The sequence below is a fragment of the Belliella aquatica genome (assembly GCF_014637795.1).
Classification (GTDB): Bacteria; Bacteroidota; Bacteroidia; order Cytophagales; family Cyclobacteriaceae; genus Belliella; species Belliella aquatica.
Genome location: NZ_BMFD01000001.1, coordinates 76,968 through 98,507 on the forward strand (window position 1 = coordinate 76,968; position 21,540 = coordinate 98,507).

The 21,540-nt window shown below is 37.1% G+C and carries 22 protein-coding genes; 9 read left to right on the plus strand and 13 right to left on the minus strand.

Annotated elements, in window-relative coordinates; genetic code table 11:
• Positions 1–9: 9 nt before the first annotated feature.
• From IEV57_RS00335 to IEV57_RS00380, 10 genes are all read right to left on the minus strand, one after another.
• Entirely contained in the window at positions 10–2,415 is a 2,406-nt protein-coding gene (locus IEV57_RS00335) for a TonB-dependent receptor (protein WP_188438448.1), read from the minus strand.
• 75 nt (positions 2,416–2,490) lie between these two features.
• The gene (locus tag IEV57_RS00340; protein ID WP_188438450.1) at positions 2,491–3,195 is read right to left on the minus strand and encodes a fatty acid desaturase; all 705 of its coding nucleotides are present in this window, start codon (positions 3,193–3,195) and stop codon (positions 2,491–2,493) included.
• A 23-nt stretch (positions 3,196–3,218) separates the two neighbouring features.
• On the minus strand, positions 3,219–4,064 hold the full coding sequence (locus IEV57_RS00345) for a 4-hydroxy-3-methylbut-2-enyl diphosphate reductase (protein WP_188438452.1): 846 nt from the start codon (positions 4,062–4,064) through the stop codon (positions 3,219–3,221).
• 6 nt (positions 4,065–4,070) lie between these two features.
• Positions 4,071–4,778 carry a lycopene cyclase domain-containing protein gene (locus tag IEV57_RS00350; protein ID WP_188438454.1) on the minus strand — a complete coding sequence of 236 codons (708 nt, stop codon included), beginning with the start codon at positions 4,776–4,778 and terminating at the stop codon, positions 4,071–4,073.
• A gap of 3 nt (positions 4,779–4,781) precedes the next feature.
• The gene (locus IEV57_RS00355) at positions 4,782–5,624 is read right to left on the minus strand and encodes a phytoene/squalene synthase family protein (protein WP_188438456.1); all 843 of its coding nucleotides are present in this window, start codon (positions 5,622–5,624) and stop codon (positions 4,782–4,784) included.
• Positions 5,625–5,645: 21 nt separating this feature from the next.
• Complete coding sequence (gene crtID / locus IEV57_RS00360) at positions 5,646–7,127, minus strand: bifunctional phytoene desaturase/3,4-desaturase (protein WP_188438458.1); 1,482 nt, start codon at positions 7,125–7,127, stop codon at positions 5,646–5,648.
• A 4-nt stretch (positions 7,128–7,131) separates the two neighbouring features.
• A complete protein-coding gene (locus IEV57_RS00365; protein WP_188438460.1) occupies positions 7,132–7,644 on the minus strand; it encodes an RNA polymerase sigma factor in 513 nt (170 codons plus the stop codon).
• A gap of 214 nt (positions 7,645–7,858) precedes the next feature.
• On the minus strand, positions 7,859–8,761 hold the full coding sequence (locus IEV57_RS00370; protein ID WP_188438462.1) for a MerR family transcriptional regulator: 903 nt from the start codon (positions 8,759–8,761) through the stop codon (positions 7,859–7,861).
• Positions 8,758–9,198 carry a sterol desaturase family protein gene (locus IEV57_RS00375; protein WP_188438464.1) on the minus strand — a complete coding sequence of 147 codons (441 nt, stop codon included), beginning with the start codon at positions 9,196–9,198 and terminating at the stop codon, positions 8,758–8,760. The genes IEV57_RS00370 and IEV57_RS00375 overlap by 4 nt, the downstream gene beginning before the upstream one ends.
• 48 nt (positions 9,199–9,246) lie before the next feature.
• Positions 9,247–9,918 (minus strand): carotenoid biosynthesis protein, encoded by a 672-nt coding sequence (locus IEV57_RS00380; protein WP_229744183.1) that lies wholly within the window; start codon positions 9,916–9,918, stop codon positions 9,247–9,249.
• 117 nt (positions 9,919–10,035) lie between these two features.
• Here IEV57_RS00380 and IEV57_RS00385 point away from each other — a divergent pair, with 117 nt between their 5' ends.
• Genes IEV57_RS00385 through IEV57_RS00395 form a run of 3 tightly spaced genes read left to right on the plus strand, consistent with a single transcriptional unit; the run spans position 10,036 to position 11,412 of the window.
• Entirely contained in the window at positions 10,036–10,338 is a 303-nt protein-coding gene (locus tag IEV57_RS00385; RefSeq protein WP_188438468.1) for a DUF4286 family protein, read from the plus strand.
• A 1-nt stretch (position 10,339) separates the two neighbouring features.
• Positions 10,340–10,804 carry a TspO/MBR family protein gene (locus IEV57_RS00390; protein ID WP_188438470.1) on the plus strand — a complete coding sequence of 155 codons (465 nt, stop codon included), beginning with the start codon at positions 10,340–10,342 and terminating at the stop codon, positions 10,802–10,804.
• Positions 10,805–10,812: 8 nt separating this feature from the next.
• Positions 10,813–11,412, plus strand: coding sequence for a DNA-3-methyladenine glycosylase I (locus tag IEV57_RS00395; protein ID WP_188438472.1), 600 nt, complete (start codon positions 10,813–10,815; stop codon positions 11,410–11,412).
• 72 nt (positions 11,413–11,484) lie between these two features.
• Here the strand turns inward: IEV57_RS00395 and IEV57_RS00400 are convergent, their stop codons facing one another.
• A complete protein-coding gene (locus IEV57_RS00400; RefSeq protein ID WP_188438474.1) occupies positions 11,485–12,231 on the minus strand; it encodes a hypothetical protein in 747 nt (248 codons plus the stop codon).
• 51 nt (positions 12,232–12,282) lie between these two features.
• Between IEV57_RS00400 and IEV57_RS00405 the strand changes: the two genes are divergently transcribed.
• Positions 12,283–12,603, plus strand: a complete 321-nt coding sequence (locus tag IEV57_RS00405) for a Rieske (2Fe-2S) protein (protein ID WP_188438476.1) — start codon at positions 12,283–12,285, stop codon at positions 12,601–12,603.
• On the opposite strand, the gene IEV57_RS00410 is transcribed toward IEV57_RS00405, so the two are convergent.
• Entirely contained in the window at positions 12,600–12,935 is a 336-nt protein-coding gene (locus IEV57_RS00410) for a tRNA-binding protein (protein ID WP_188438478.1), read from the minus strand. The two genes, IEV57_RS00405 and IEV57_RS00410, sit on opposite strands and share 4 nt — an antisense overlap.
• A gap of 78 nt (positions 12,936–13,013) precedes the next feature.
• Here IEV57_RS00410 and IEV57_RS00415 point away from each other — a divergent pair, with 78 nt between their 5' ends.
• Together IEV57_RS00415 and IEV57_RS00420 are read left to right on the plus strand one after the other, a co-directional pair.
• Positions 13,014–13,397 (plus strand): hypothetical protein, encoded by a 384-nt coding sequence (locus IEV57_RS00415; RefSeq protein WP_188438480.1) that lies wholly within the window; start codon positions 13,014–13,016, stop codon positions 13,395–13,397.
• Positions 13,398–13,732: 335 nt separating this feature from the next.
• Positions 13,733–14,302: a fasciclin domain-containing protein gene (locus tag IEV57_RS00420; protein WP_188438482.1), complete on the plus strand. Its 570-nt coding sequence runs from the start codon at positions 13,733–13,735 to the stop codon at positions 14,300–14,302.
• A gap of 144 nt (positions 14,303–14,446) precedes the next feature.
• Here IEV57_RS00420 and IEV57_RS00425 read toward each other — a convergent pair whose 3' ends face one another.
• Positions 14,447–17,293: an outer membrane beta-barrel protein gene (locus tag IEV57_RS00425; RefSeq protein WP_188438484.1), complete on the minus strand. Its 2,847-nt coding sequence runs from the start codon at positions 17,291–17,293 to the stop codon at positions 14,447–14,449.
• A gap of 992 nt (positions 17,294–18,285) precedes the next feature.
• On the opposite strand from IEV57_RS00425, the gene IEV57_RS00430 reads away from it, so the two are divergent.
• From IEV57_RS00430 to istA, 3 genes are all read left to right on the plus strand, one after another.
• Positions 18,286–18,519, plus strand: coding sequence for a hypothetical protein (locus IEV57_RS00430; protein ID WP_188438486.1), 234 nt, complete (start codon positions 18,286–18,288; stop codon positions 18,517–18,519).
• Positions 18,520–18,894: 375 nt separating this feature from the next.
• Positions 18,895–19,779 carry a BF3164 family lipoprotein gene (locus tag IEV57_RS00435; protein ID WP_188438488.1) on the plus strand — a complete coding sequence of 295 codons (885 nt, stop codon included), beginning with the start codon at positions 18,895–18,897 and terminating at the stop codon, positions 19,777–19,779.
• A 154-nt stretch (positions 19,780–19,933) separates the two neighbouring features.
• Entirely contained in the window at positions 19,934–21,469 is a 1,536-nt protein-coding gene (gene istA, locus IEV57_RS00440) for an IS21 family transposase (protein ID WP_229744184.1), read from the plus strand.
• The last annotated feature ends 71 nt before the right edge of the window (positions 21,470–21,540 follow it).

Here is a 21,540-nt window from a genome sequence, read left to right on the forward strand (position 1 = left end):
AAGCAAGAATTAAAATTCTACAATAATCCCAATTGTCGGAAGCACCGTCCCAGCAGTATTCATCGCAGATCTGATTTGATATCTGTTAGAGTCATTTGGATTGACCCTGATATTTCCATTATTATCTCTACTTGGAATCAGTTCATCTGGTTGTTGTGCTTTGAAATTGTAGGCATTTTGAATGTCAAAATACCAATTAAGATTCCATTTTTCGAAGAAGTATTTCTTGTCTATTCTCAAGTCTAATTGATGAAATGATTTGAGTCTGACTCCATTTATATTATTGAAATCCAAGATTCCACCTCCTCTCAAATCCCAATTGCTTCTCAAAGTAGAAGCTTCGATATCAAATGGTGTATAAGGCGCTCCACCTAAAAATCTCCATCTACCACCGATTTCCCAATTCTTACCAAATCGCTTGCCTGCAGTCATGGTCACAATGAACCTGTTGTCCCAAGAAGATGGAATAAATCCGTCCGTATTGGGATTGGTAAACTCACTGCGTACTAGGGTAACTGCTGCGATCCCATAAAAATTATTGAACAAGCGCTGCTGAGCCAAAAACTCAATCCCATAAGCACGGCCTTCTGAATTGGAGGCTACTGGTTCATTTCCAATGACACCAAAGTCTGCTCCCAAATTGGCTAAGGCTATTCCATTTCTAATGGAGGTTGGATAATTATTGTAGTGCTTGTAAAAAGCTTCGATAGTGAATCTTCTGTTTTTCTCAGGCATCACGCGCTCAATTCCTGTGATCAGTTGACTTGAGCGGATAAATCGAATGTCATTGAGCTGATTGATCAATTCTCCTTCATTATTTCTGAATCCCAAAGCTGTGTAGGGCGGCTTTTGATAGTAAATCCCTGCATTTGCTGTCCAGAAAAAATTTGGCTTAAATTGGTAGGAAACAGATAACCTTGGGCTGATTTGATTTAAGGGATTTTGTGCGGTCACACCAAAATCACTCCCATCCATTCTTACCCCTCCTGATAGCAGTAATCTTTCATCCTGAAAGGTTTTGGTACCAGAGACAAATGCACCATAACTATTGAAAAAAGCCTTGTTATTGACACTGATCACTCCACCGTCCTGAGAAAGTGTACTTCTGTCAAAATTATTGATCAAGTATCTAGCAAATTCATAATTGACACCATATTTTAAGCTGTAGCCTTTACCAAAAATACTATTTTCTGCTCTAAATTTATTTTCACTTTCTTGTGAAGTATAATCAAAAAGTAGATTTGCAGCATCGCTTTCATCGTTGTTGAAATACTTGTAAGCTTGATTATTCAGCATATTTCTACTCAAGATAAAAGTCCAAAAACCATTATCCCTAAAGCGCTTCAATTTGGCACCTGTCGCATAATTCCATTGAGAAGAAATCGGTAAATTATCCAATCTAAATAGCCTTTCCTCAAGTTCTTCTTCTGTTTCGTTGTTTGGGACATCAAAGTTCAAAGCAAACTGATCTATCGCCCCAACCCCGATCAACGTTAATTCAGTCTTGTCATTGAATTTTGTGGTTGTCTTAAATTGGAAATCATTGAAAGTAGGTAAAAAAGGCAAACCTAATAATCTAAATAAACCTTGCAAATAAGACCTTCTTGCAGAGATCAAATAAGTCGTTTTTTCTCCAAGTGGCCCCTCATTTGAAATCGTCAACTCACTCGCTCCAACGGTCAGTTGCGTAGCCATTTTATCTCTTCTTCCCTCTTTAAGTTGAAACTCAAAAAAAGAACTGAGTGAATTCATTCTGTTTGCTGGAAAACCACCTGTAATTACTTCCACATTTTGGATCAGGTTCACATTGAGAATTCCTACGGGACCACCTGAAGAACCCTGAGTTGCAAAGTGGTTGATTACAGGAACTTCAATTTCGTCGATATAAAATTTATTCTCATTGGGCGCACCTCCACGAATGATAATGTCATTTCTAAAACTCGCTGTACTCGCAACCCCTGGAAGTGATTGAATAACTCGGCTGATGTCTCTATTGCCACCTGGATATCTTTCTATTTCATTTGCATTGAGTCTTCGGACTGAAAGCGGCGTCTCATCAGATCTTGTGAATTCAGAACTGACTACAACTTCATTCAGGTCAGCTGCTTCTTCCTCTAATTCAAAATCGAGCTGCACAGCTTTGGCACGAGTGACTTGTACTTCGAATACTGTCTTACTCTTGTAACCAACGAAGCTTGCACGCACATTGTACAGACCTGGCTCAATGTCTTCAAGTCTATAGTTACCATTTTCATCTGAAACAGTTCCTATTTCAGAGTCCAAAATAATAATGTTTGCGAAAGGGACAGGTTCATTATTTACCGGATTTTTTATTTTCCCTTGGATGACACCACCCTGACCAAGTAAGTTGAAAGAAATAAACAAAAAGCTAAATAGCGTAAATAGAAGTCTCATATCTGATTATTAATAGATACCTAATTCAATTTTTGGCAAAAAGGTTTAGCCTTATTCCAATTTTTTTTAGAAAGATTAGCTGTTTGCTTCTTTTACCCGCCAAAGTCTCCACCAAGGTGTCCCTGGAGAGTCGTGATGTTCGAAATGATAGCCAAAAAAGTAGCAAGACAAAAAGGCCCAAACGTGATTTTTTGTTTGCGTTTTGGAATGATGTACGTTTTCAGACTCACCCATGTGTGGTTTGTATGTCCCAAAGTAAAACAACTGCAAAGTCGCCAAAACAGCTGGTAGCATCCAGAAAACAATAAGATTTTCAGTTGGTAGAAAAAGCTTGAGTATATTGAAAGTAACAGCCATCAGCAAGATTTGCCAGATGGTGACATATTGTTTGATGAAACTGAAATACCAAATAAAGAAATTGCCAGAGCTGTGATAATCGGGATCTTTGTCGGTCGCAACAAACCTATGGTGCTCATGATGCTTTGGAAATAACTTCCAGTAGAAGTTATAAGAAAAAAGAAGAGCCGAGAACCAACCAAAGGCATGATTTATTTTTTTATTGCTAGAGACAAGTCCATGCATCGCGTCATGTGAAGTAATAAAAAGACCTGTGTAGAGGTGTGTCTGAATCAAAATTCCTAGATAAGTCAAAGGATTTCTCCAATTCAAGTTAAAGTTTAAGAGCAATATCAATGACAAAAACCATAAAAAAATAACTATAGAGGCTATTACAACACCTTTCGGATCAATTTTATTTGTATGGATTGCTTTTATGGACACTAATTAAACCTATTTTGAACCTATTAGAAGTTGATCAATCTCTCTCTGACCTGCTCCATGAGCCACATTGGAGTTGAAGTTGCCCCGCAAATACCTACCGTATCATTCGGTGAAAACCAAGTGGGACAAACCTGTTCTTGATTAGAAACAAAATGCGTGTTCGGATTTTTCTCTTTGCAGACATTATATAGAACCTTACCATTGGAAGACTTGGTTCCACTTACAAAAATAATTTTATCAAACTTCTCTGCGAAAGCTCTCAATTCCTTGTCTCTATTTGAAACTTGTCGACAAATGGTATCATTGGTGTTGACCACGATATCATTTGCTTTCAAAATCTCATTGATTTCATAAAATTTGTCCGTACTCTTCGTCGTCTGACTATAAAGTGTGATACTCTTTGGCAAACTAGGGATATCCAATTCCGAAATATCCTGGAAAACAACCGCCTTGTTGTTGGTTTGTCCAAGTAAGCCTATCACTTCAGCGTGCCCATGCTTTCCATAGATATAAATAGTCTCGTCTTTATCGAAGGAATTCTTGATTCTATTCTGAAGCTTCAAAACTACCGGACAACTCGCATCTATTAGTGTGAGATTATTTTTGATTGATAGCTCGTAAGTAGATGGCGGCTCACCATGAGCTCTAATCAATACTTTTTCATCTTTCAAGTCCTGAAGCTCTTCATGGTTGATGATTTTCAGGCCTTTTTTAGTCAATCTATTTACTTCTTCATCATTATGTACGATATCTCCAAGGCAATATAAATAGCCTTGTTCGTCAAGAATTTCTTCCGCCATTTCTATTGCGTACACTACGCCAAAGCAAAAGCCAGAATGTTGGTCTATTTGTACTTGAAGATTCATCATAGCCTATTAACTTAAAGCGGGTTTAATTGTTTTTTTACTCCTTATCATCTCATAGATGCTTATTGTCATCAATAATAAAGTCATGGAATAAACCGTGTCTTCAATAGGAATGGTAAACAATCTGATTGATAAGTTTTCCATATCATTATATTTCACAACCTGCTCTTCTATAAATGACCCTGTAAGAATTCCATTCACCAATAAAAAGGGAATTAGTGAAACCAAATACGTTAAATAAAACCTCCCTAGAATCTCAGTTTTAAAAACAATATAATGTAAGATCAAGACTGCTGAAGCGACTAAGAAATTTACTGATGTGTACCATTTATCCAAATTGAATAGTCCAATTAATAAAAAAAGTACTATTAAAACAAATGTAAGTGGCTTTGCTACAGGCGATAATATATCTTTTGGTACAAAATATTTCAAAACCTCATGGATAAACACACACGAAAAAGGAACTGTCAAAAAGAAAAGCCATTCTTCTAGGGGTAGTTCAAAGAAATAAATCCCTAAAATATATCTAGGATTAAATTCCCATACTCCGATAATAGTAAACCAATGATCCCAAATAAGAAAAAAAGCTCCTGTTATGATGATAGCCGGAAATAGGGCATACCATTTTTTTGCATATTGGACACGATTTTCAAATGATCTTACTAATGGAAATGAGATCGTAAGGATATTGAGCAATAAATAAAGATAAGTTTCCATCTTCTAAGCTAAACCTAATTTCATCCCAAAATATGTCCCCAAGAGTAATGATATTTTTCTGGAATTGGGAATTCTAATTCTCTCTTGCGTAATCACTTCAGGTGGTAGCGTCTTGATCTTATCAAAGAGTTTTAGATAGTAAAGATAGGCTACTTTCACTCCCATTTTAGCACCTATAGGAAGATTATTAATTCCTATCAGCGCCTCGTCAAAATCCTTTTGAATGTCTTGCTCAATGGCAATTTTTGTCGTTTTGTCAAAAGTCAAAAAATCTACCCCTGGAAAATATACTCTCCCTCTTTCTTCATAATCGCTTTTGATGTCTCTCAGAAAATTCACTTTCTGAAATGCGGCGCCAAGTTTACAAGCAGGCTCCCTTAGTCTTAAATATTCAGATTCATCACCTTCACAAAACACCTTCAAACACATCAAACCCACAACTTCAGCTGATCCATAAATATATTCGTGATATTTCGAATCGTTGTAAGTTTTGAAATCCAGATCCATCTCCATGCTATGGAGAAAAGCCTCAATTAGATCCAGGTCTATTTTATATTGATTGACAATGATCTGAAAAGCATGAAGCACAGGATTCAGACTGATACCATCTTGAATGGCTTTATAGGTATCTTTTTTGAATAGATCTAATAAAGCTTTTTTATCTTGATCATGAAAAGTGTCCACAATTTCGTCCGCATACCTTACAAAACCATAGATGGCGTATATAGGCATGTGGTACTTTTTGTTAAGCGTTTTAATTCCAAGCGTAAAGCTAGTACTATACCTTTGAGTAATCAACCGACTGCACTCAAAGGTGGTCTGATCAAAGAGGGCTTTTGCATCCATACTGATAATATACAATTTTATTTACAAATTGTTTTCTTTCATCACCTCTTTGGCGACAACATGCCCTGAAATTAAAGACGGAGGAACACCCGGTCCAGGAACTGTCAGCTGTCCTGTGTAATATAAATTTTTAACATTTTTGTTTTTCAGCGAAGGCTTTAGAATCGCTGTTTGCAATAAAGTGTTCGCTAATCCATAAGCATTACCCTTGAATGCATGATAATCCGACTTAAAGTCGTTGTGTGCATATGAGCGTTTATAAATTACATGACTTCTGATTTCTTGACCAGTCAATTTTTCTAGTCTATCCATGATCATGTTATAATACTTTTCTCTCATTTCTTCTGTATCTTCCAAATCAGGCGCGAGGGGAACCAATAAGAATAAATTCTCTTTTCCCTCAGGTGCTACAGTTGGATCAGTAATCGAAGGAACTGAAGCGTAGAAAAGTGGCTTTTCTGGCCATCTTGGATTGGTATAGATCGCATCTGCGTGTGGACCTAGTGGCTCGTCAAAGAATAAATTATGATGACGGAGATTGTCGAGTCTTTTGTCAATACCTAGATAAAATAACAAACTACCCGGAGCCATAACACGCTTATCCCAGTATTTGTCATCATAGTTGCTATACTTATCCTCTAGGACATGTCTATCGATATGATTGTAATCTGCTCCTGCGATCACCACATCAGCATTGAATACTTTTCCGCTTTTGGTTTTCACCGATTTTGCGACACCATTTACTATATCAATATGATCTACTTCAGCATCAAAGTGGAACTTCACACCTTTTTCCTTGGCTAAGCTAACCATGCCTTCTATGATTTTGTGCATTCCACCTTTAGGATACCAAGTACCTAAGGCAATGTCAGCGTAATTCATCAAGGAATATAAGGCCGGAATATTATTAGCTGTCTCCCCAAGAAACAAAACAGGGAATTCCATCAACCTAATGATCTTGTCTTCTTTGAAAAACTTACGGACATGTTTTGACATGGATTGAAAAATATCCATCCTCATCATATCCAATAGTAACTTAGGACTAGTAAACTCAAGTAAAGATCGGCTTGGTCTGTAAACCAAATCTTGGATACCTACTTTGTATTTATAGGCAGCTTGCCTAAGAAATTCATCTAATTTGGGACCTACTCCGGGCTCAATGCTCTCTAACAATGCCCTAAACTCTCCTAGGTTTGCAGGGATATCTACAAAATCCTTGTCCCCAAAAATCACTGCATAAGATGGGTCTAATCTCAAAAGCTCATAATAGTCTGACGTCTTTTTGCCAAAATGAGCAAAGTAAGTATCAAAAACATCAGGCATCCAATACCAACTAGGACCCATATCAAAAACAAAACCCTCGGTTTCGAACTTTCTAGCTCTTCCTCCGGGGGTACTGTTTTTCTCAAGAAGCGTAACTTGATATCCTTGACATGCAAGGTGTGTGGCAGCAGAAAGGCCAGCAAAGCCAGCCCCTATTACTACGACATTATTTTTTGACATATTATTAGTTTTTGTGTCTGTACACGTGAAGATCGTCTTTTAATATTTTACGTGCAATATGTATTCTGTTTTTTACTGTTCCAATTGGAATTTCTAGTTTTTCAGCGATTTCATGATATTTGAAACCTCTGTAGTGCATCATGAAAGGAGTTTTGTAAACTTCATCTAAGCTTTCGATAGCTTCGTGAATGTCATCCATTGTAAAATCTCCATAAGCACCGTTCTCAACTAGAACGTCACCTGAATTGATGTAATGTAGATTATCTGTAGTGTCTACAAAAGTACCTCTTCTTACCATTCTCTGATAGTTGGTAATGAAGGTGTTTTTCATAATTGTGTATAACCACGCTTTCAAATTTGTACCTTCTGTAAACTTGTCTTTATTAGTGAACGCCTTAACCATTGTGTCTTGCATTAGGTCATTTGCGTCATCCATGTCTCTTGTCAATTTCAAAGCGAAAGGCTTTAAAGAGCTAGAGAGTTTGTTTAATGAGTAACTGAATTCTAGAGTTGTCATGGCTTTTTCTTTTTGTTGAATCAAATATAGAAATGATTAAACAAACCGCAAAACATTTTGTAGAATATTTTTACTTATTTGTTAAACAAAACTCGAGAAGTAAGTCTAACATTTCTAAATTAAATAAAATAAACCGCCTTTTTGATGTATATACATTGTTTTTAGCATAAAAAAAGGCCCGAAGGCCTGTTTAACATTTTTAATATTTTGTTCATTATTTTTCTTGAAGCACCTCATCAATTTCCTCAAGATATTCCTTAATGTTTCTGATATAGTTCATCACTTTCACATTTTTAGGGAATTTTAGGTCTTGACCAAGGATTTGATATCCTGAGAGAATTATTTCTGATTCACTATATGTAGAACATAGATTATCCACATATTCCTGAACCTGTTCTGATCCAGGAGAGGTTGTGATCACTGTCATCAAATATTCAGGTTTGTGCATTTTGTAGATCAATTCTAGATCAGCACGTGGCGTACTTTGTCCTAAGTAATATACCTTATGACCTTTGAGCTTAATCAGGTAAGCTGCAAATAATAAAGATATTTCATGAAGCTCTCCTTCTGGTAGGAATAATAAAAATTTCTTTCCTCCACCTTTATAAATTTGTCCATCAATGGCTACAATAAGTTTTTGGCGAACCAAATTACTCATAAAGTGCTCCTGCGCAGGATTGATTGCTCCTGTCTGCCATAGCACACCAATCTTGGACATAAATGGATAGATGATATTCAACATGGTCTGTTCAAAACCAATTTTGAGGATATTAGTCGTAAGCACTTTATCAAAGCGCTCCTCATCCATTTCTATCATACAAATAGTCAATGCATGAATTTGATCATCGTGAGTCAAGGTTCTTTCTGAAAGCTTAACCACTTCGGCACGGATCTCAGGAAGATCCATTTTGGCTATTTTACTTATTTTATAACCATTGTCATTGAGTAAGGCTACATTTAGGATAAGTTTCAGGTCATCATCATCATAAAACCTGATATTGGTGTCCGTTCGCTTAGGTGTAAGCAAATTGTAGCGTTGTTCCCAAATTCTCAAAGTATGTGCTTTGATACCGGAAAGCTGTTCTAAATCTTTAATTGAATAGGTGCTCACGTTCATTTTGCTCTAAAATATCTTTTTGGTACTACAAACAAACCGAAAGAAACAGCATCATCCTTTTTGTTAGTGGCATGATGTGCTTGATGCGCTTTGAATATTCCTCTTAAAAAAGAATTTTTTGGTCTATCAAACCATTTAACTCTCCTATGTATCAGTACGTCATGTAAAAAGAAGTAACTGATCCCGTATAGACTGATGCCTGTCCCCATCCAAAATCTATAATCCAACTGCCCAATACCTCTTATAATAAGTATAACGGCTATACTACCGAATAACAGAGAAAATAAATCATTCAGCTCGAAGAATGATTTAGATGCCTGGTGATGTGTCTTATGAATGCTCCAAAGTGGACCATGCATAATATATTTATGAATAAACCATCCGGAGAATTCCATAGCGGCAAAACCTAGTAATATGTAAAGGATTGCATACATCATACTTGTAACCTTAATTTTTCTATTTTGTTTAACGTTAGCTTAACATACCTACTCTAACAGCAAATTGAGTAGAATAAAGAATACTGCTAGATTGATTAGCAAATACAAAGAAAGTAAATTCGTCTTATCAAATGACAATTTTCTGTAAATCAACTGAATAATAAAAGCAATACCAAACCAACCAATAAAATTGGAAAGTGGTATAATATCATTTTCCCATGCCCAAAAATCTAATTTCACTGCAACAGGTTCTATCAAAACGTCCAACAAAACCATTACTAGTGAACCCAAACCTGCCGCCAAATAATCATTTTTGACTCTGGAATGAAAAAGTGCCCCACTAAGATAAACCAATAGCAGCCAATTGACGCCAATCAAAAGTGGCACTTCAAATAGCTGAACTCCCAATACAGGCCCATAGCTGTAGTTTCCAAAAGGAAATCCTGTATGTACGCCCATTACTTCCGAACCATAGCCAATGCCAAAAGACAAAATCAAAAATATATAAAAAGCGCTATTCCAGCCTTTATGAAATACAAACAGCAATACGGTACTTAATAGAAGATGAAATGGTGTAAGAATCTGAAAGTATGGACGAAGTACTGGCACGGTCATTCCCAAAATCCCCACCAAATGAAATACGGTAATAATAATTTTGAAAATATTAACCTTGTTGAAAAAGACAGTTGTAGGAGTATTTTGAATATTGGTGTTTTCCATGAAAGAATTCATTTCTGCTTTTTCCTAAATTGATTTGATTTTGGAATATGTTCAAATTAACAAGGCGGATAAATATTTGTTGGTAAATTTGCAGAGCAAAATTAAAGATAAAAAAGTATGATACTATATAATGTTACCGTCAATGTAGAAAAAGACGTGGAAAAAGAGTGGTTGGATTGGATGAAAAACACCCACGTCCCTTATGTGATGGAGACAAATATGTTTGTCGAAAATAAAATGTTTAGAATCATGCATGATTCAGAAGATGGAGGAATTAATTATTCGGTACAGTATTTTGCTAAGGACATGCAAGACGTCATGGCTTACCAACATCAATATTTTGACCAACATAATGCTATCGTACAGAAGAAATTCCCAAAGAAATTAGCGATATTCATGACCTTACTAGAATTGGTCTAACATGAAAAACTGGCTGAAATTATTGATTTCCATTATCCTCCCCCAAATCGCAGGCGGTTTAGGAGCATTAGTCACCATCTCCTCGGTAGGCTCTTGGTATCAAACTATAGAAAAGCCATCTTTCAATCCACCTTCTTGGATTTTCGGACCTACTTGGACTCTCCTATATATTATGATGGGGGTTTCCTTGTATTTGATTTGGAAATCCAATCATCCTTTTAAGAAAAAAGCGCTCTGGCTTTTTGGCATTCAATTATTTCTCAATGCCATTTGGTCTCCAGCATTTTTTGGTTTGGAGTCGCCCATTTTAGGCTTAATTGTCATCATCCCGCTTTGGGTGATGATATTGGTGTGTATTAGAGCATTTTTCCCAATCGACAAATGGGCGTCTTACCTCTTGATTCCTTATTTGCTTTGGGTGAGTTTCGCTACGTTACTCACGGCAAGTATCTGGTACCTTAATTAACTTTCGCAATGCCATCACTTCCTCAGGATCCTCACAAATTCAGATGTCCATGGTGTATGGGCTTTGAGCAATACATCCAATATCATGATGAAGAGTGGGGCGTACCCGTGTATGATGATCAGACACATTTTGAGTTTCTGATCTTAGAAAGCGCACAAGCGGGACTGAGTTGGGCTACTATCTTGAAAAAAAGAGAGGGTTATAGAAAAGCGTTTGCCGACTTTGATTACAAAATTGTCGCTGATCTTCCGGATTCCTATGTCACTGAATTGCTCCAGGATCCTAGTATTATCCGAAACGAATTGAAAATCCGTGCAGCTGTAAACAATGCCAAACGATTTATGGAAATCCAATCCCAATTTGGGAGTTTTAGCAATTATATCTGGGGATTTGTGGATGGGAAAGTAATCGATAGGCAATTGAAGTCCATGCAAAATGCACCTGCTACAACTCTAGAATCAGACAAATTAGCCAAAGACCTCAAAAAACGAGGACTAAAATTCTTGGGTAGCACCACCATCTATGCACACATGCAAGCTACAGGTTTGGTCAATGATCATCTGACAGATTGCTTTCGCTATGAAGAAGTGAAGTTATTAGTGAAATAATGTCTTCATTAGCCATTGAAACAAAAAATCCCAACCGAATTGGTTGGGATTTTTTATGCTTCAGCTAAATACTTATTTAACAGGCTTGATGTAAGCATCATTGTATTTTGTCCAAATTTCATAGATAGGATCTCCCTTAGAACTCATCCCACTGTGGTGCCATTCTCCATCGATGACCTCGTAGTTGAAGCTTAAGCTTGCACCTACTCGGCTATCATCTCTAGAGAAAAACTGAATATTCTCTACATATTTTCCATCCACTGCGGAATATGTACCACCGCCTGTTCCGGAAAACTCCTTGGTCTCTGAATTGAAAGCTATCCATTGGAAATGTCCTCCACTCAGAATCTTAACTGTTCTCCTTGCACCTGGGATAGAGCGACTGATTTCTTCTCCTCTTTTTCTTCCTGTAAACACCCAATTTCTCGTCAGGTCATCTTTGGCATCGCTAACCTTTTCCCAAATCTCTACCAATGCACTTCCACCTCTTTCTGTAGAAATGACAATTTTTCCACCGACCATATCCAAAGAAAATTCCGTAGTTGCTCCTACCATTTCTAAATCACTGGTGTAGAAATCATAAGTTTCGGTGTAGTAATTGTCTTTCAAAGTAAATTCACCCCCACCAGCACTGATAAATTTATTGGTGTCGGTTTCCTTTGATCCGAACGAAAAATAGCCATCCTGATAGATTTTAATGATCGTTTTGTCTTTAACTTCTTGCCCATTTTGATGGGACAGTTTCCATGCTCCTTCAATATTTTGGGCAAATAATGTCCCCATCAAAAATAGAAGCGGAAGAATGAGTATTTTTTTCATGGCGTTATTGTGTTAGGTTTAGACTTCTAAATTACCGTTTTATCTTTGATTATGAAAACCTTTACACTCGGACAAAATAGAGAACAGGCTTTAGCAATGATTCCTGATAAAAGCATCAAAGCCGTACAACTTGGAAAAACACAAGTTTGTGTATCTCGGGTAGCTGAGAATTTTTTTGCTTTCGAATCAAACTGCCCTCACAAAAAAGCAGCGTTGAAACAAGGATGGGTGACCGGCTATGCAGAGGTAGTCTGTCCGCTTCATGAATACCGATTTGACATGAAATCGGGAGAAGTCAGGGCAGGCTCCTGTGGAGAATTGAAAACTTACAAAGCCGAACTCACAGAAGAAGGCCTCAAAATTTTTATTTAGTGTAACTTCCCTCCATTCGGAGCAGGAAAATCTACCGTAGCCAATGAAATTCTGCCTTGCCCATCATCAAAACCTGTTACCAATATTTCAGACATAAAATTGGCAATTTGCCTAGGTGGAAAATTACAGATACAAATCACCTGTTTCCCAATCAGTCCTTCGGGTTGGTACAAATCAGTGATTTGTGCAGAGGATTTTTTGACGCCCAACTCCCCCAAATCTACCCAAAGTTTGAAGGAAGGTTTACGGGCATTTTCAAAAACCTCGGCTTGAACTATTGTTCCAATTCGAATATCAATCTTTTGAAAATCAGAGTAATCAATCGTTTGCATAGATATTTTATTTTAACTATTTTTGAAAACCTAACAGTATAAATATCTGTTACATTATTCAGACAAGAACCACGTAGCATGTCAGAACAAAATAATATTACTCTATTTGATCGAAAGAACATAATTCTCGCAATTTTATTTTGCGCACTTGGTTCTTTGAATGCATTTGCACAAGGAGAAAAGGAAAGGAACTTTCCGGATGTCCCTGTAAAAACAAGTGATGTTGCTGGTGCTTTTGAAAGTCATGAATCGACTGCTACAGATTCCAAATATGATTTTAACTTAAAGCAAAATAATCAGCAGGTAAATAGAGATATTAAGCCTGCCCAGAGTACTTCAGTAAGAAAAGAAAATCCACTTTACAAACAAGGCGGTGACAAGGAAGTTAAAAAAGAAGAAATGTCTACCTTATCTTTCAATTTATTTTTATATATTGTAGATAAATTCAGAGAAGATAATTAAGCAAATACCAATAAACCTAAAACGAAGATAGACCGAGTCATATGATTCGGTCTTTTTTTATGCCTTTTTCTTTTCGTTCTTAAGTTTTGACATTCTTTTTAATGACTATCCTCAATTACGGCAGTAATTCTGTTGAAAACCTGATTTGTATCGGATTATTGTCAACAGTCCACGTACAACGGATGATCTAAACTGATCCTTACAATATTTTGGATGGCCACTAGCATGAAAGCAGATATCCATGTTTTTTTAAAAAAATCTCAACCATTGAAATCCAAGCTTTGTAAGTGCCTCGTATCTCCATCCAAATAAACAAAACCAAAAAAATAGATTTTATGAAAACTATCAAATTATTTCAATCGGCTTTAGTAGCCATGTTTTTCTTAGGTTCAACTTTGGCCTTTGCACAAAGTGAAAAAACTGTAACTGTAGGAGGTGCGCCAATGTATCCATCTAAGAACATTGTAGAAAATGCAGTAAACTCAAAAGACCACACTACTTTGGTAGCTGCTGTACAAGCTGCAGGATTGGTAGAGACTTTACAAACTCCTGGCCCATTCACAGTATTTGCACCTGACAATGCTGCATTTGCAAAACTACCAGCAGGTACAGTAGAAACTCTTGTGAAGCCAGAAAACAAAGCTACGCTAACAGGTATATTAACTTATCATGTTGTAGCGGGTAAAATGGGTTCTAAGGAAATCGCCGCAGCAATCAAAAAAGGTAATGGTAAAGCTGTATTGACAACTGTACAAGGAGGAAAATTGACTGCTTGGATGCAAGGAAAAGACCTATACATCTCTGACGAAAATGGTAACAAATCAAAAGTGACTATTGCTGATGTATATCAGTCAAATGGTGTAATCCACTCTGTAGACACAGTAGTATTGCCTAAAAGCGAATAAGTCCACAGTCAAAACTATCTACAGTTACTAAAAATTAGATTAGTACCTTATTTAAAGTTAATAAATAGATTTTATAACAAGAAAAGCTGAACGATGTGACTCGTTCAGCTTTTTTTATTCTTTTAATTGAGAGTCAGACTTAGCTTACCAGCTTCTTCCGCCACCACCTTGCATCATTCTCATCATTGGATTGCCACCTTGTTCTCTGGCAGGTTGCTTAAAGCTTCCAATGTTATAAGTAAAGCTAAACAAAGCGTATCTCGTCAAAACTCTTGTAAATGTATCTGTGATTGAAATGTCATTGATCGTTCTAGCGATCGAGTTATTTTGCTTCAAAAGATCGAATACAGTGACTTTAAATTCTCCTTTGTTGTCTTTCAAGAATCTGTAACCTGCTTCTATATTCCACAACCAAACTTGCTGATCCAAACCTGCTGACAAGCCTCTATATAAAGCATTATTTACCACATTGGAAACAAATAGTTTTCCATTATTTGGAGAGTAATATAACCTGATGTTTGAGTTTTGGATGTAGTAGTTGTTGTTTAGATTAGTCTGCAAGGAGGAATTCACAATTGTGTAAGTACCTGTAGTAGATAAAGTAAAGTCCAAATCCTTGCTAATATTCGAAGTCAATGTCAAACCTTGACTCAAATCAATGTTATCATTTCTATTCAGCTGACCATTAATGATCCCCGGTGTTCTGTTGAATGACGCTGAAGTATTCATATTAAACTGAGATTTCAAAGCCTTGATAGGTGCACCATAGGTCATGAAAACACGCGTATTAAACTGTCCTCTTAAGTTTTCTGGACGTGTCAACTGACCTCCTGGTCTCAAAAGTACCTCTCCATTGATCAAGGTATCCTGTTGGGCGACAAATGTATTCGTCCCGATAAAATTCTCCGTCAAAGAAGCAAAGGCAAACACAAAGAATGTCCTTGATTTCTCTAGGTTCAATTTACCAAGATTGATAAAAACATTGTGGTTGAAAGACTGTCCCAAGTTTGGATTACCAACACTCAAATTAAGAGGGTTTCCATTATTGATCACATTCTGTAATTGGTTTACGCTAGGCTCGTTGGTAGAGGTTCTATAACGCATTCTGAAAGTTCTACCTGTTGCCATATCTCTATAGTTCAAGTTGATTCCAGGAAGCAAATTACTAAATGATCTATTGAAGACTCTTTCTAGAGGAAATAAACTTTCGTTGTCCTGCTCCGCAAATTGATAGTCCAAGTTGGCATTGATATTCCATTTCTTGTAATTATATCTGTAGCCGATACTTGGTCTCTGTACGATAAATTTATTGTCGAACACGTTACTCAAAGCAGTATCCAACACCATGATTCCAACTTCAGGAACCAAGCTGAAAGTTTGCTGATCGGCAGAAGATTTGTTATTTGAAACTTGGTAGGAAAGCGTCAACAATGATTTTTCGTTGATTGGCTCTGTAAGCTGCATTTGCGCTCTATAATTGAACCCATCTGTCAAACCAAAAGTCTCTTGGTTGATTGTATCACTGATATTTCTGATAAAATCTCTGTTTGCTGCCAACAGTTCCGCAAATGAATCTCTCTTGTTAAATCCTGTATTCAATGTTGTGGAAAGTGTTCTTCCTTGTTTTTCAAATTTGTATCGATAAACAATATTGTTAGAAAGATTATATCCTGAAGAGTTATTGTCAGAGATTGATCTTGTTCCACTCAATGGATCTAAAGCCCCTGTCGTTGTCAATGCATCTCTGTCTGTAAATGCGTTGCTAGTTGTATAATTCAAGCTAGGCGTGATGATCAAAGCATGTTTTGGATTGATATCATACTCAATTCTTGCATTGGCTCTGTGATTTCCACTTTCTACAGTATTGATCAAATCCTCTTCGTAAAACTGTCTATTATTTTCCGACAAGATAATTTCTCTATTCGTAAAACTACTTAAATTGTTGTTGGAGTTACTATAAAAATAACTCCCTGTTACATTCATTTTTTCACCGAGCTTATCAGAGTAATTTAAACCCATACTGTTTGTGGTGATGATCCCGTTGGCTTGTCCTCCACCGAAGTTCGCTGCGCCTCCACGGCCTCCACCTCCAGGACGACCACCTCCGCCACCACCAAGATCTTCTGAAGAGAAGTTCTGTTGGTTGACGTTATTGAAGAGGCCTACCAAGGAAATTCTTCTATCTCCTTTGAAAAAATTGATATTTCCTCCCGCAGAATAACGATCATCTGTACCGTAACCTGCATAAACTCTACCGAAAGTACCTTGTCTTCTATCTCCTCTTGTAACAATATTGATGGTACGGGCATAATTACCGTCGTCAAAACCTGTTAATCTTGCTTGGTCAGAGCGCTGATCCAATATTTCTACTCTATCGATAACGTCTGCGGGAAGATTTCTCATGGCCAAGAATGGGTCATTTCCAAAAAATTCACGTCCATCCACCAATACTTTCTGTACATTTTCTCCTCTTGCTTGAATCTGACCATTTTGAATGGTCACTCCTGGAAGCTTACGAATCAAATCTTCTGCATCTGCATTTTCTCTAACCTTAAATGCCGCAGCATTGAAAGAGGTAGTGTCCCCCTTCTGTTCTCCCACGACAACCTGACCTTCTATGACTACCTCACCTAAAAGCTTGCTATCTTCAACCAAAGCTATGATTCCCAAATCAAGGCCATCTCTAATTGCCATTTCTTTAGAGAATTTTTCAAAACCTAAAAAGCTGATTTCCACTTTTACATTTGGAATCCATGGTCTTGCCACTTCAAAATTACCATCAATATCTGTAACCGTAGACGCTAACAAGGAGTCTGTTACTGTTTTTACCAGCACATTTGCCCCAATCATAGGCAGCTTGGACGGTCCCTCTACAACCTTTCCTTTGAATTTCAAATCTGGTCTACCTTGCTGAGTTCGCTGTGCCGAAACCTCCAAGGTGGCAGCCATCATGATAAGGAAGAAAAATAATCTGTAAGTAATAATTTTCATTCGTTTGGTTTTTTAAATCGAGTCTTAGACATCACGATTGATCTAAAAGTTTAACAACAATATTTGGTAAATTTTAAAAGGGTGTTTTTCAGGTTAAAAGGCGAAAAAAGATTTTAAAAGTAGTTGAGAGAGTTGAAATAGTGGATTGAGTCTTTGGGTTGGAAGGTTAGAAGAGCTTGTCCGCCGTGGCGGATTGGAAGATTGGGTTTGTCGTTAAGAGGATGTCTTTTAGCTTGTCATATCGATCAGGGGGAGATATCTCGATAAATGGTTATTGAGGATTGGTGGATTGGAAGATTAAAAAATTGGTCAATTGGAAGATTGGGTTTGTCGTTGAGAGGACGTCTTTTAGCCTGTCATATCGACCAAAGGGAGATATCTCGATAAATGGGTATTGGGGATTGGTGAATTGGAAGATTAGAGGAACTTGTCCGCCGCCGCGGATTGGAAGATTGAGTTTGGGCTTGAGAGGACGTCTTTTAGCCTGTCATTTCGACTAAAGGGAGAAATCTCGATAAATGGGTATTGGGGATTGGTGGATTGGGTCTTTGGGTTGGAAGGTTGGAAGAGCTTGTCCGCCGTGGCGGATTGGAAAGTTTTAAGGTTTGGGGGAAAGAGAGTCAATTGGGATTGTTTGGGATAGTTGAATTATCCGCGACTTCCTCCAAATCTGCGTTACATTGGCACGCTGATGACGCTGATAGAGCAGATTTTAAATGATTTTTTTTACCAATGTTTACACGCCAAGTCTGGGTTTATACAAGCATTAAACGATAATTAGACAAATTCCACCATACTCAGGGATAACAAAGTCTAGCGTCTTATGTCTTTTTTCTCGCATCTCTTATTTATGCAAGCAAATCATTGACAACTACAGAAGCGCTGGCACAACCAAATGCTGAATAATAAAATTAAATTTATTTTTTGGATTTTAAAATGTTTTATTTAAATTGGAAAATAAATAATGTTCAAAAATTTAAACTTTAATCAGGATGAAAATAAAAATTAACCTAATGACCTTGTTAATTACTATAGTCATGATTCTTCCCACTTTTACAATGGCTCAACAACCAAGCTTACCACCTGATACTAAGTGGATTTGCTGTTATTCAAATAGCTTTGATTGCTATGATAGGTATGGTACTATATATCCAAATGCAAATGTTTCATACGTAGACAATTGTGATGGTCATGATCCTCTTCCTGGACCAGTTATAAAAGAATAATAATTCTTAATTACATCAGGATAGAGTTATCTTTAAAAGTATAACCCCCCCTTAATCAAAAATTAAAGGGGGTTTTTTGATCTCTAATTTTATTCAAATACTTATTTCAAGAAATACATTTATTATTTTTATTCGTCGTTAAATAAAAAAATTGTTAAAATAGTTTAAAATCTAAACTTAATTAACTGTTTTTCATTAGTACGCAAACTTACAATTGTGAATATTAGATTTTGTAATTGTGATTCCGAGTAAAATTGATAATCATAAATAGATGTAATCCCAGAACAATCACATTGATTTATAAATTACTTGCCAATTATCTGACACCAATAATTTATATGTATGCAAATGATTAAATTTAAACTTCCTTTGTTTATGAAATTTTACTGTCCAATAATTTTATTAATTCTAATTGGATGTTCGAAACCAAGTAAAAATAATAGTTCTGAGTCACACATAATTTTTGAACCAAATAAAACTGTTAAAGTACAGATTAATTCCATTAAAAAGGACTTAAAAGAATTAAAGAACCCTATAACTATTTCAGGAGAAGATGGAAAATATATATTTGTCATAGAAGATAATAAAATTCCTACGGGAGAATGCCTAATTCATATTTTTAACCCAAGAAATTTAGAACTTGTTTCAAAAAAAGGAGTAGTTGGGTTTGGTCCTAATGAAATGCCTAATGTAAGTTTGATTGATCTAGGTTTTAACAAAAATACATTTTTAGCCTATAGTTCGATTGATAAAAAGATGTCAGAATATAATATAACAGATAATAATCCATTTTCTATTGAACAATATAAACAATCTGAAAATTTAATTTCTTTAATAAGAATGATTAGTACTTCTGACTCTACATTTTTAGGGATTTCCTCCGATGATCAAAATAGATTGGTTGAATACAACAAAAAAGGTGAGAGGATAGCTGGCTACGGAAATTGGGAAATTATTGATTCGAAATATGAAATGGATAATTTTCTAATTGGGTCACTAAATGCTGGTTGGTTTACATGTGATGAGTCTAAAAGATATTTTGTCAAAGCGAGTATAAGCAGGGACAGATTAGAGATATTTGATTACCATAACAAAAAATTTACTATAGTTGATGGTCCTGAAACTAAACTACCAAAATTTGAAATTGTAGGATCAACAAATAATTCTCGTTTGATTTTTGATTCTCAAAATCCATATCGTTACCGAGATGTTAGCATAACTGCAAAAAATGATGAAGTTGACCCCCTTCTGACGATTTAAATTGACCCCCAACTGGTGATGCAAATTGACCCCCGGCTGGTGATGTAAATTGATCCCCGTCAAAAGTTATTTTTCTGGAATGGAATAAGAGGCTTTTAAGTCCTGTTAGGAGTGCAAACAATTAAGCATTCCCATGGCCAATCGCACTCTTACCATGAACAAAATCAAACAAATTTTACGAGGCCATTTTGAAGGCCATGGCTCCAAGCAGCTCAACAAATTGACGGGAGTCTCCCGCAATACTGTCAAGTCCTATCTTAAAAGATTTCAACAAACAGGCCTTTCCTTTGAAGAGGTTAATCAGCTTTCCGATGAAGGTTTAGCTGAATTAATATTAGGGCCACCAGCCCCTGTTCAGCAAAGTGACAGGCTGGAAGTATTACTTCCTTTATTGCCTGGAATCGTTAAGAAGTTGCGAATAAAAGGCATGACACGTCAGCGTCTCTGGGAAGAATACCGACAGAAGCATCCTGACGGTTTTCAGGCCAGCCAGTTCCGCAAACATATTCGGCAATACGTGGGTAAGCAGGGACTAACGATGCATTTTGAGCACCTAGCAGGAGATAAAGTATTCATCGACTATGCGGGCAAAAAGCTCTATGTCACTGATCCTGATACAGGGGAGCATTTTCCTGTAGAGGTCTTTGTGGCTACGTTGGGCTGTGCTCAATACACCTATGTGGAAGCCACTTACACCCAGCAGAAACCTGACTTCATCGGAAGCTGCACAAGGATGCTGGAGTTCTTCGGCGGGGTTCCAAGGGTGATCGTGCCTGACAACCTCCGGTCTGCAGTTACCAAAGGCAGCAAATACTCTCCGATCCTGAACGAGACCTTTGAAACCTTTGCTGAGCATTACAACACCACTATCATTCCGGCAAGACCGCGTCAGCCAAGAGAAAAGTCTCTAGTAGAAGGAGCTGTTAGATTGGTATATCAGAGGACTTATATGGAGCTACAAGGTAAAGTTTTCTTATCTCTTGAAAGCCTCAATGAGGCACTCTTTACTTTGTTAGCTAACTACAATGACTATGCGCTAAGAGGTGAGGAAAGTCGCAGGGAACAGTTTGAGACACTTGAGCGGAACAGTCTGCTGGCACTTCCCGAACTTCCTTATCAGCTGATGAGTGTCAAAGTATGCACTGTAATGAAAAATACCCACATCTGTCTTGGAGAGGATAAACACTACTACAGTGTTCCCCATCAGTATATGGGAAAGAAAGTCAAAGTCCTTTTCAATGATGACCGGGTAGAGATCTTTTACAAGTATCATCCTATAGCCAAACACAAACGTGATAAAAGGAAGCATAAGTACACGACACTAAGGGATCATCTGGCCGGAAACCAGAAGTATGTATCCGATTGGAGTTATGAATTCTTTGTAAGTGAAGGCAATAAGATCAGCAAGGAGGTAGGGAAATTCCTATCCAGCCTGATGGAATCTATTCCCCACCCGGAGCAAGGTTATAGATCCTGCTCCGGGATCCTTCATCTTGCCCGCAAAGTGGGTTCACAGCGGATCACTGGAGCCTGCAAAAGAGCGTCAGAGTATGGTGTTTACACCTATCCTATGATTGAACAGATCCTTTCCAAAAATTTAGACGCAATCAGTTTTTCCGATGAACAGCTGGATGAGTCTTCCCAGATGCCCAAACACCACAACATCCGTGGCAACAGATACTTCAGTTAACAAACACCAATTCCAATGATACAAGAAACAATTGAAAAAATGAGAAAAATGAAGCTTTACGGCATGTCACG

What these genes read in the sequence shown, in the direction of transcription:
- IEV57_RS00335 (WP_188438448.1), bottom strand. Translation starts at nt 2,415, where the DNA reads ATGAGACTTCTATTTACGCTATTTAGCTTTTTGTTTATTTCTTTCAAC.
- IEV57_RS00345 (WP_188438452.1), bottom strand. Translation starts at nt 4,064, where the DNA reads ATGATGAATCTTCAAGTACAAATAGACCAACATTCTGGCTTTTGCTTT.
- IEV57_RS00350 (WP_188438454.1), bottom strand. Translation starts at nt 4,778, where the DNA reads ATGGAAACTTATCTTTATTTATTGCTCAATATCCTTACGATCTCATTT.
- IEV57_RS00355 (WP_188438456.1), bottom strand. Translation starts at nt 5,624, where the DNA reads ATGGATGCAAAAGCCCTCTTTGATCAGACCACCTTTGAGTGCAGTCGG.
- crtID (WP_188438458.1), bottom strand. Translation starts at nt 7,127, where the DNA reads ATGTCAAAAAATAATGTCGTAGTAATAGGGGCTGGCTTTGCTGGCCTT.
- IEV57_RS00365 (WP_188438460.1), bottom strand. Translation starts at nt 7,644, where the DNA reads ATGACAACTCTAGAATTCAGTTACTCATTAAACAAACTCTCTAGCTCT.
- IEV57_RS00370 (WP_188438462.1), bottom strand. Translation starts at nt 8,761, where the DNA reads ATGAACGTGAGCACCTATTCAATTAAAGATTTAGAACAGCTTTCCGGT.
- IEV57_RS00375 (WP_188438464.1), bottom strand. Translation starts at nt 9,198, where the DNA reads ATGATGTATGCAATCCTTTACATATTACTAGGTTTTGCCGCTATGGAA.
- IEV57_RS00380 (WP_229744183.1), bottom strand. Translation starts at nt 9,918, where the DNA reads ATGGAAAACACCAATATTCAAAATACTCCTACAACTGTCTTTTTCAAC.
- IEV57_RS00385 (WP_188438468.1), top strand. Translation starts at nt 10,036, where the DNA reads ATGATACTATATAATGTTACCGTCAATGTAGAAAAAGACGTGGAAAAA.
- IEV57_RS00390 (WP_188438470.1), top strand. Translation starts at nt 10,340, where the DNA reads ATGAAAAACTGGCTGAAATTATTGATTTCCATTATCCTCCCCCAAATC.
- IEV57_RS00395 (WP_188438472.1), top strand. Translation starts at nt 10,813, where the DNA reads ATGCCATCACTTCCTCAGGATCCTCACAAATTCAGATGTCCATGGTGT.
- IEV57_RS00400 (WP_188438474.1), bottom strand. Translation starts at nt 12,231, where the DNA reads ATGAAAAAAATACTCATTCTTCCGCTTCTATTTTTGATGGGGACATTA.
- IEV57_RS00405 (WP_188438476.1), top strand. Translation starts at nt 12,283, where the DNA reads ATGAAAACCTTTACACTCGGACAAAATAGAGAACAGGCTTTAGCAATG.
- IEV57_RS00410 (WP_188438478.1), bottom strand. Translation starts at nt 12,935, where the DNA reads ATGCAAACGATTGATTACTCTGATTTTCAAAAGATTGATATTCGAATT.
- IEV57_RS00415 (WP_188438480.1), top strand. Translation starts at nt 13,014, where the DNA reads ATGTCAGAACAAAATAATATTACTCTATTTGATCGAAAGAACATAATT.
- IEV57_RS00420 (WP_188438482.1), top strand. Translation starts at nt 13,733, where the DNA reads ATGAAAACTATCAAATTATTTCAATCGGCTTTAGTAGCCATGTTTTTC.
- IEV57_RS00425 (WP_188438484.1), bottom strand. Translation starts at nt 17,293, where the DNA reads ATGAAAATTATTACTTACAGATTATTTTTCTTCCTTATCATGATGGCT.
- IEV57_RS00430 (WP_188438486.1), top strand. Translation starts at nt 18,286, where the DNA reads ATGAAAATAAAAATTAACCTAATGACCTTGTTAATTACTATAGTCATG.
- IEV57_RS00435 (WP_188438488.1), top strand. Translation starts at nt 18,895, where the DNA reads ATGAAATTTTACTGTCCAATAATTTTATTAATTCTAATTGGATGTTCG.
- istA (WP_229744184.1), top strand. Translation starts at nt 19,934, where the DNA reads ATGAACAAAATCAAACAAATTTTACGAGGCCATTTTGAAGGCCATGGC.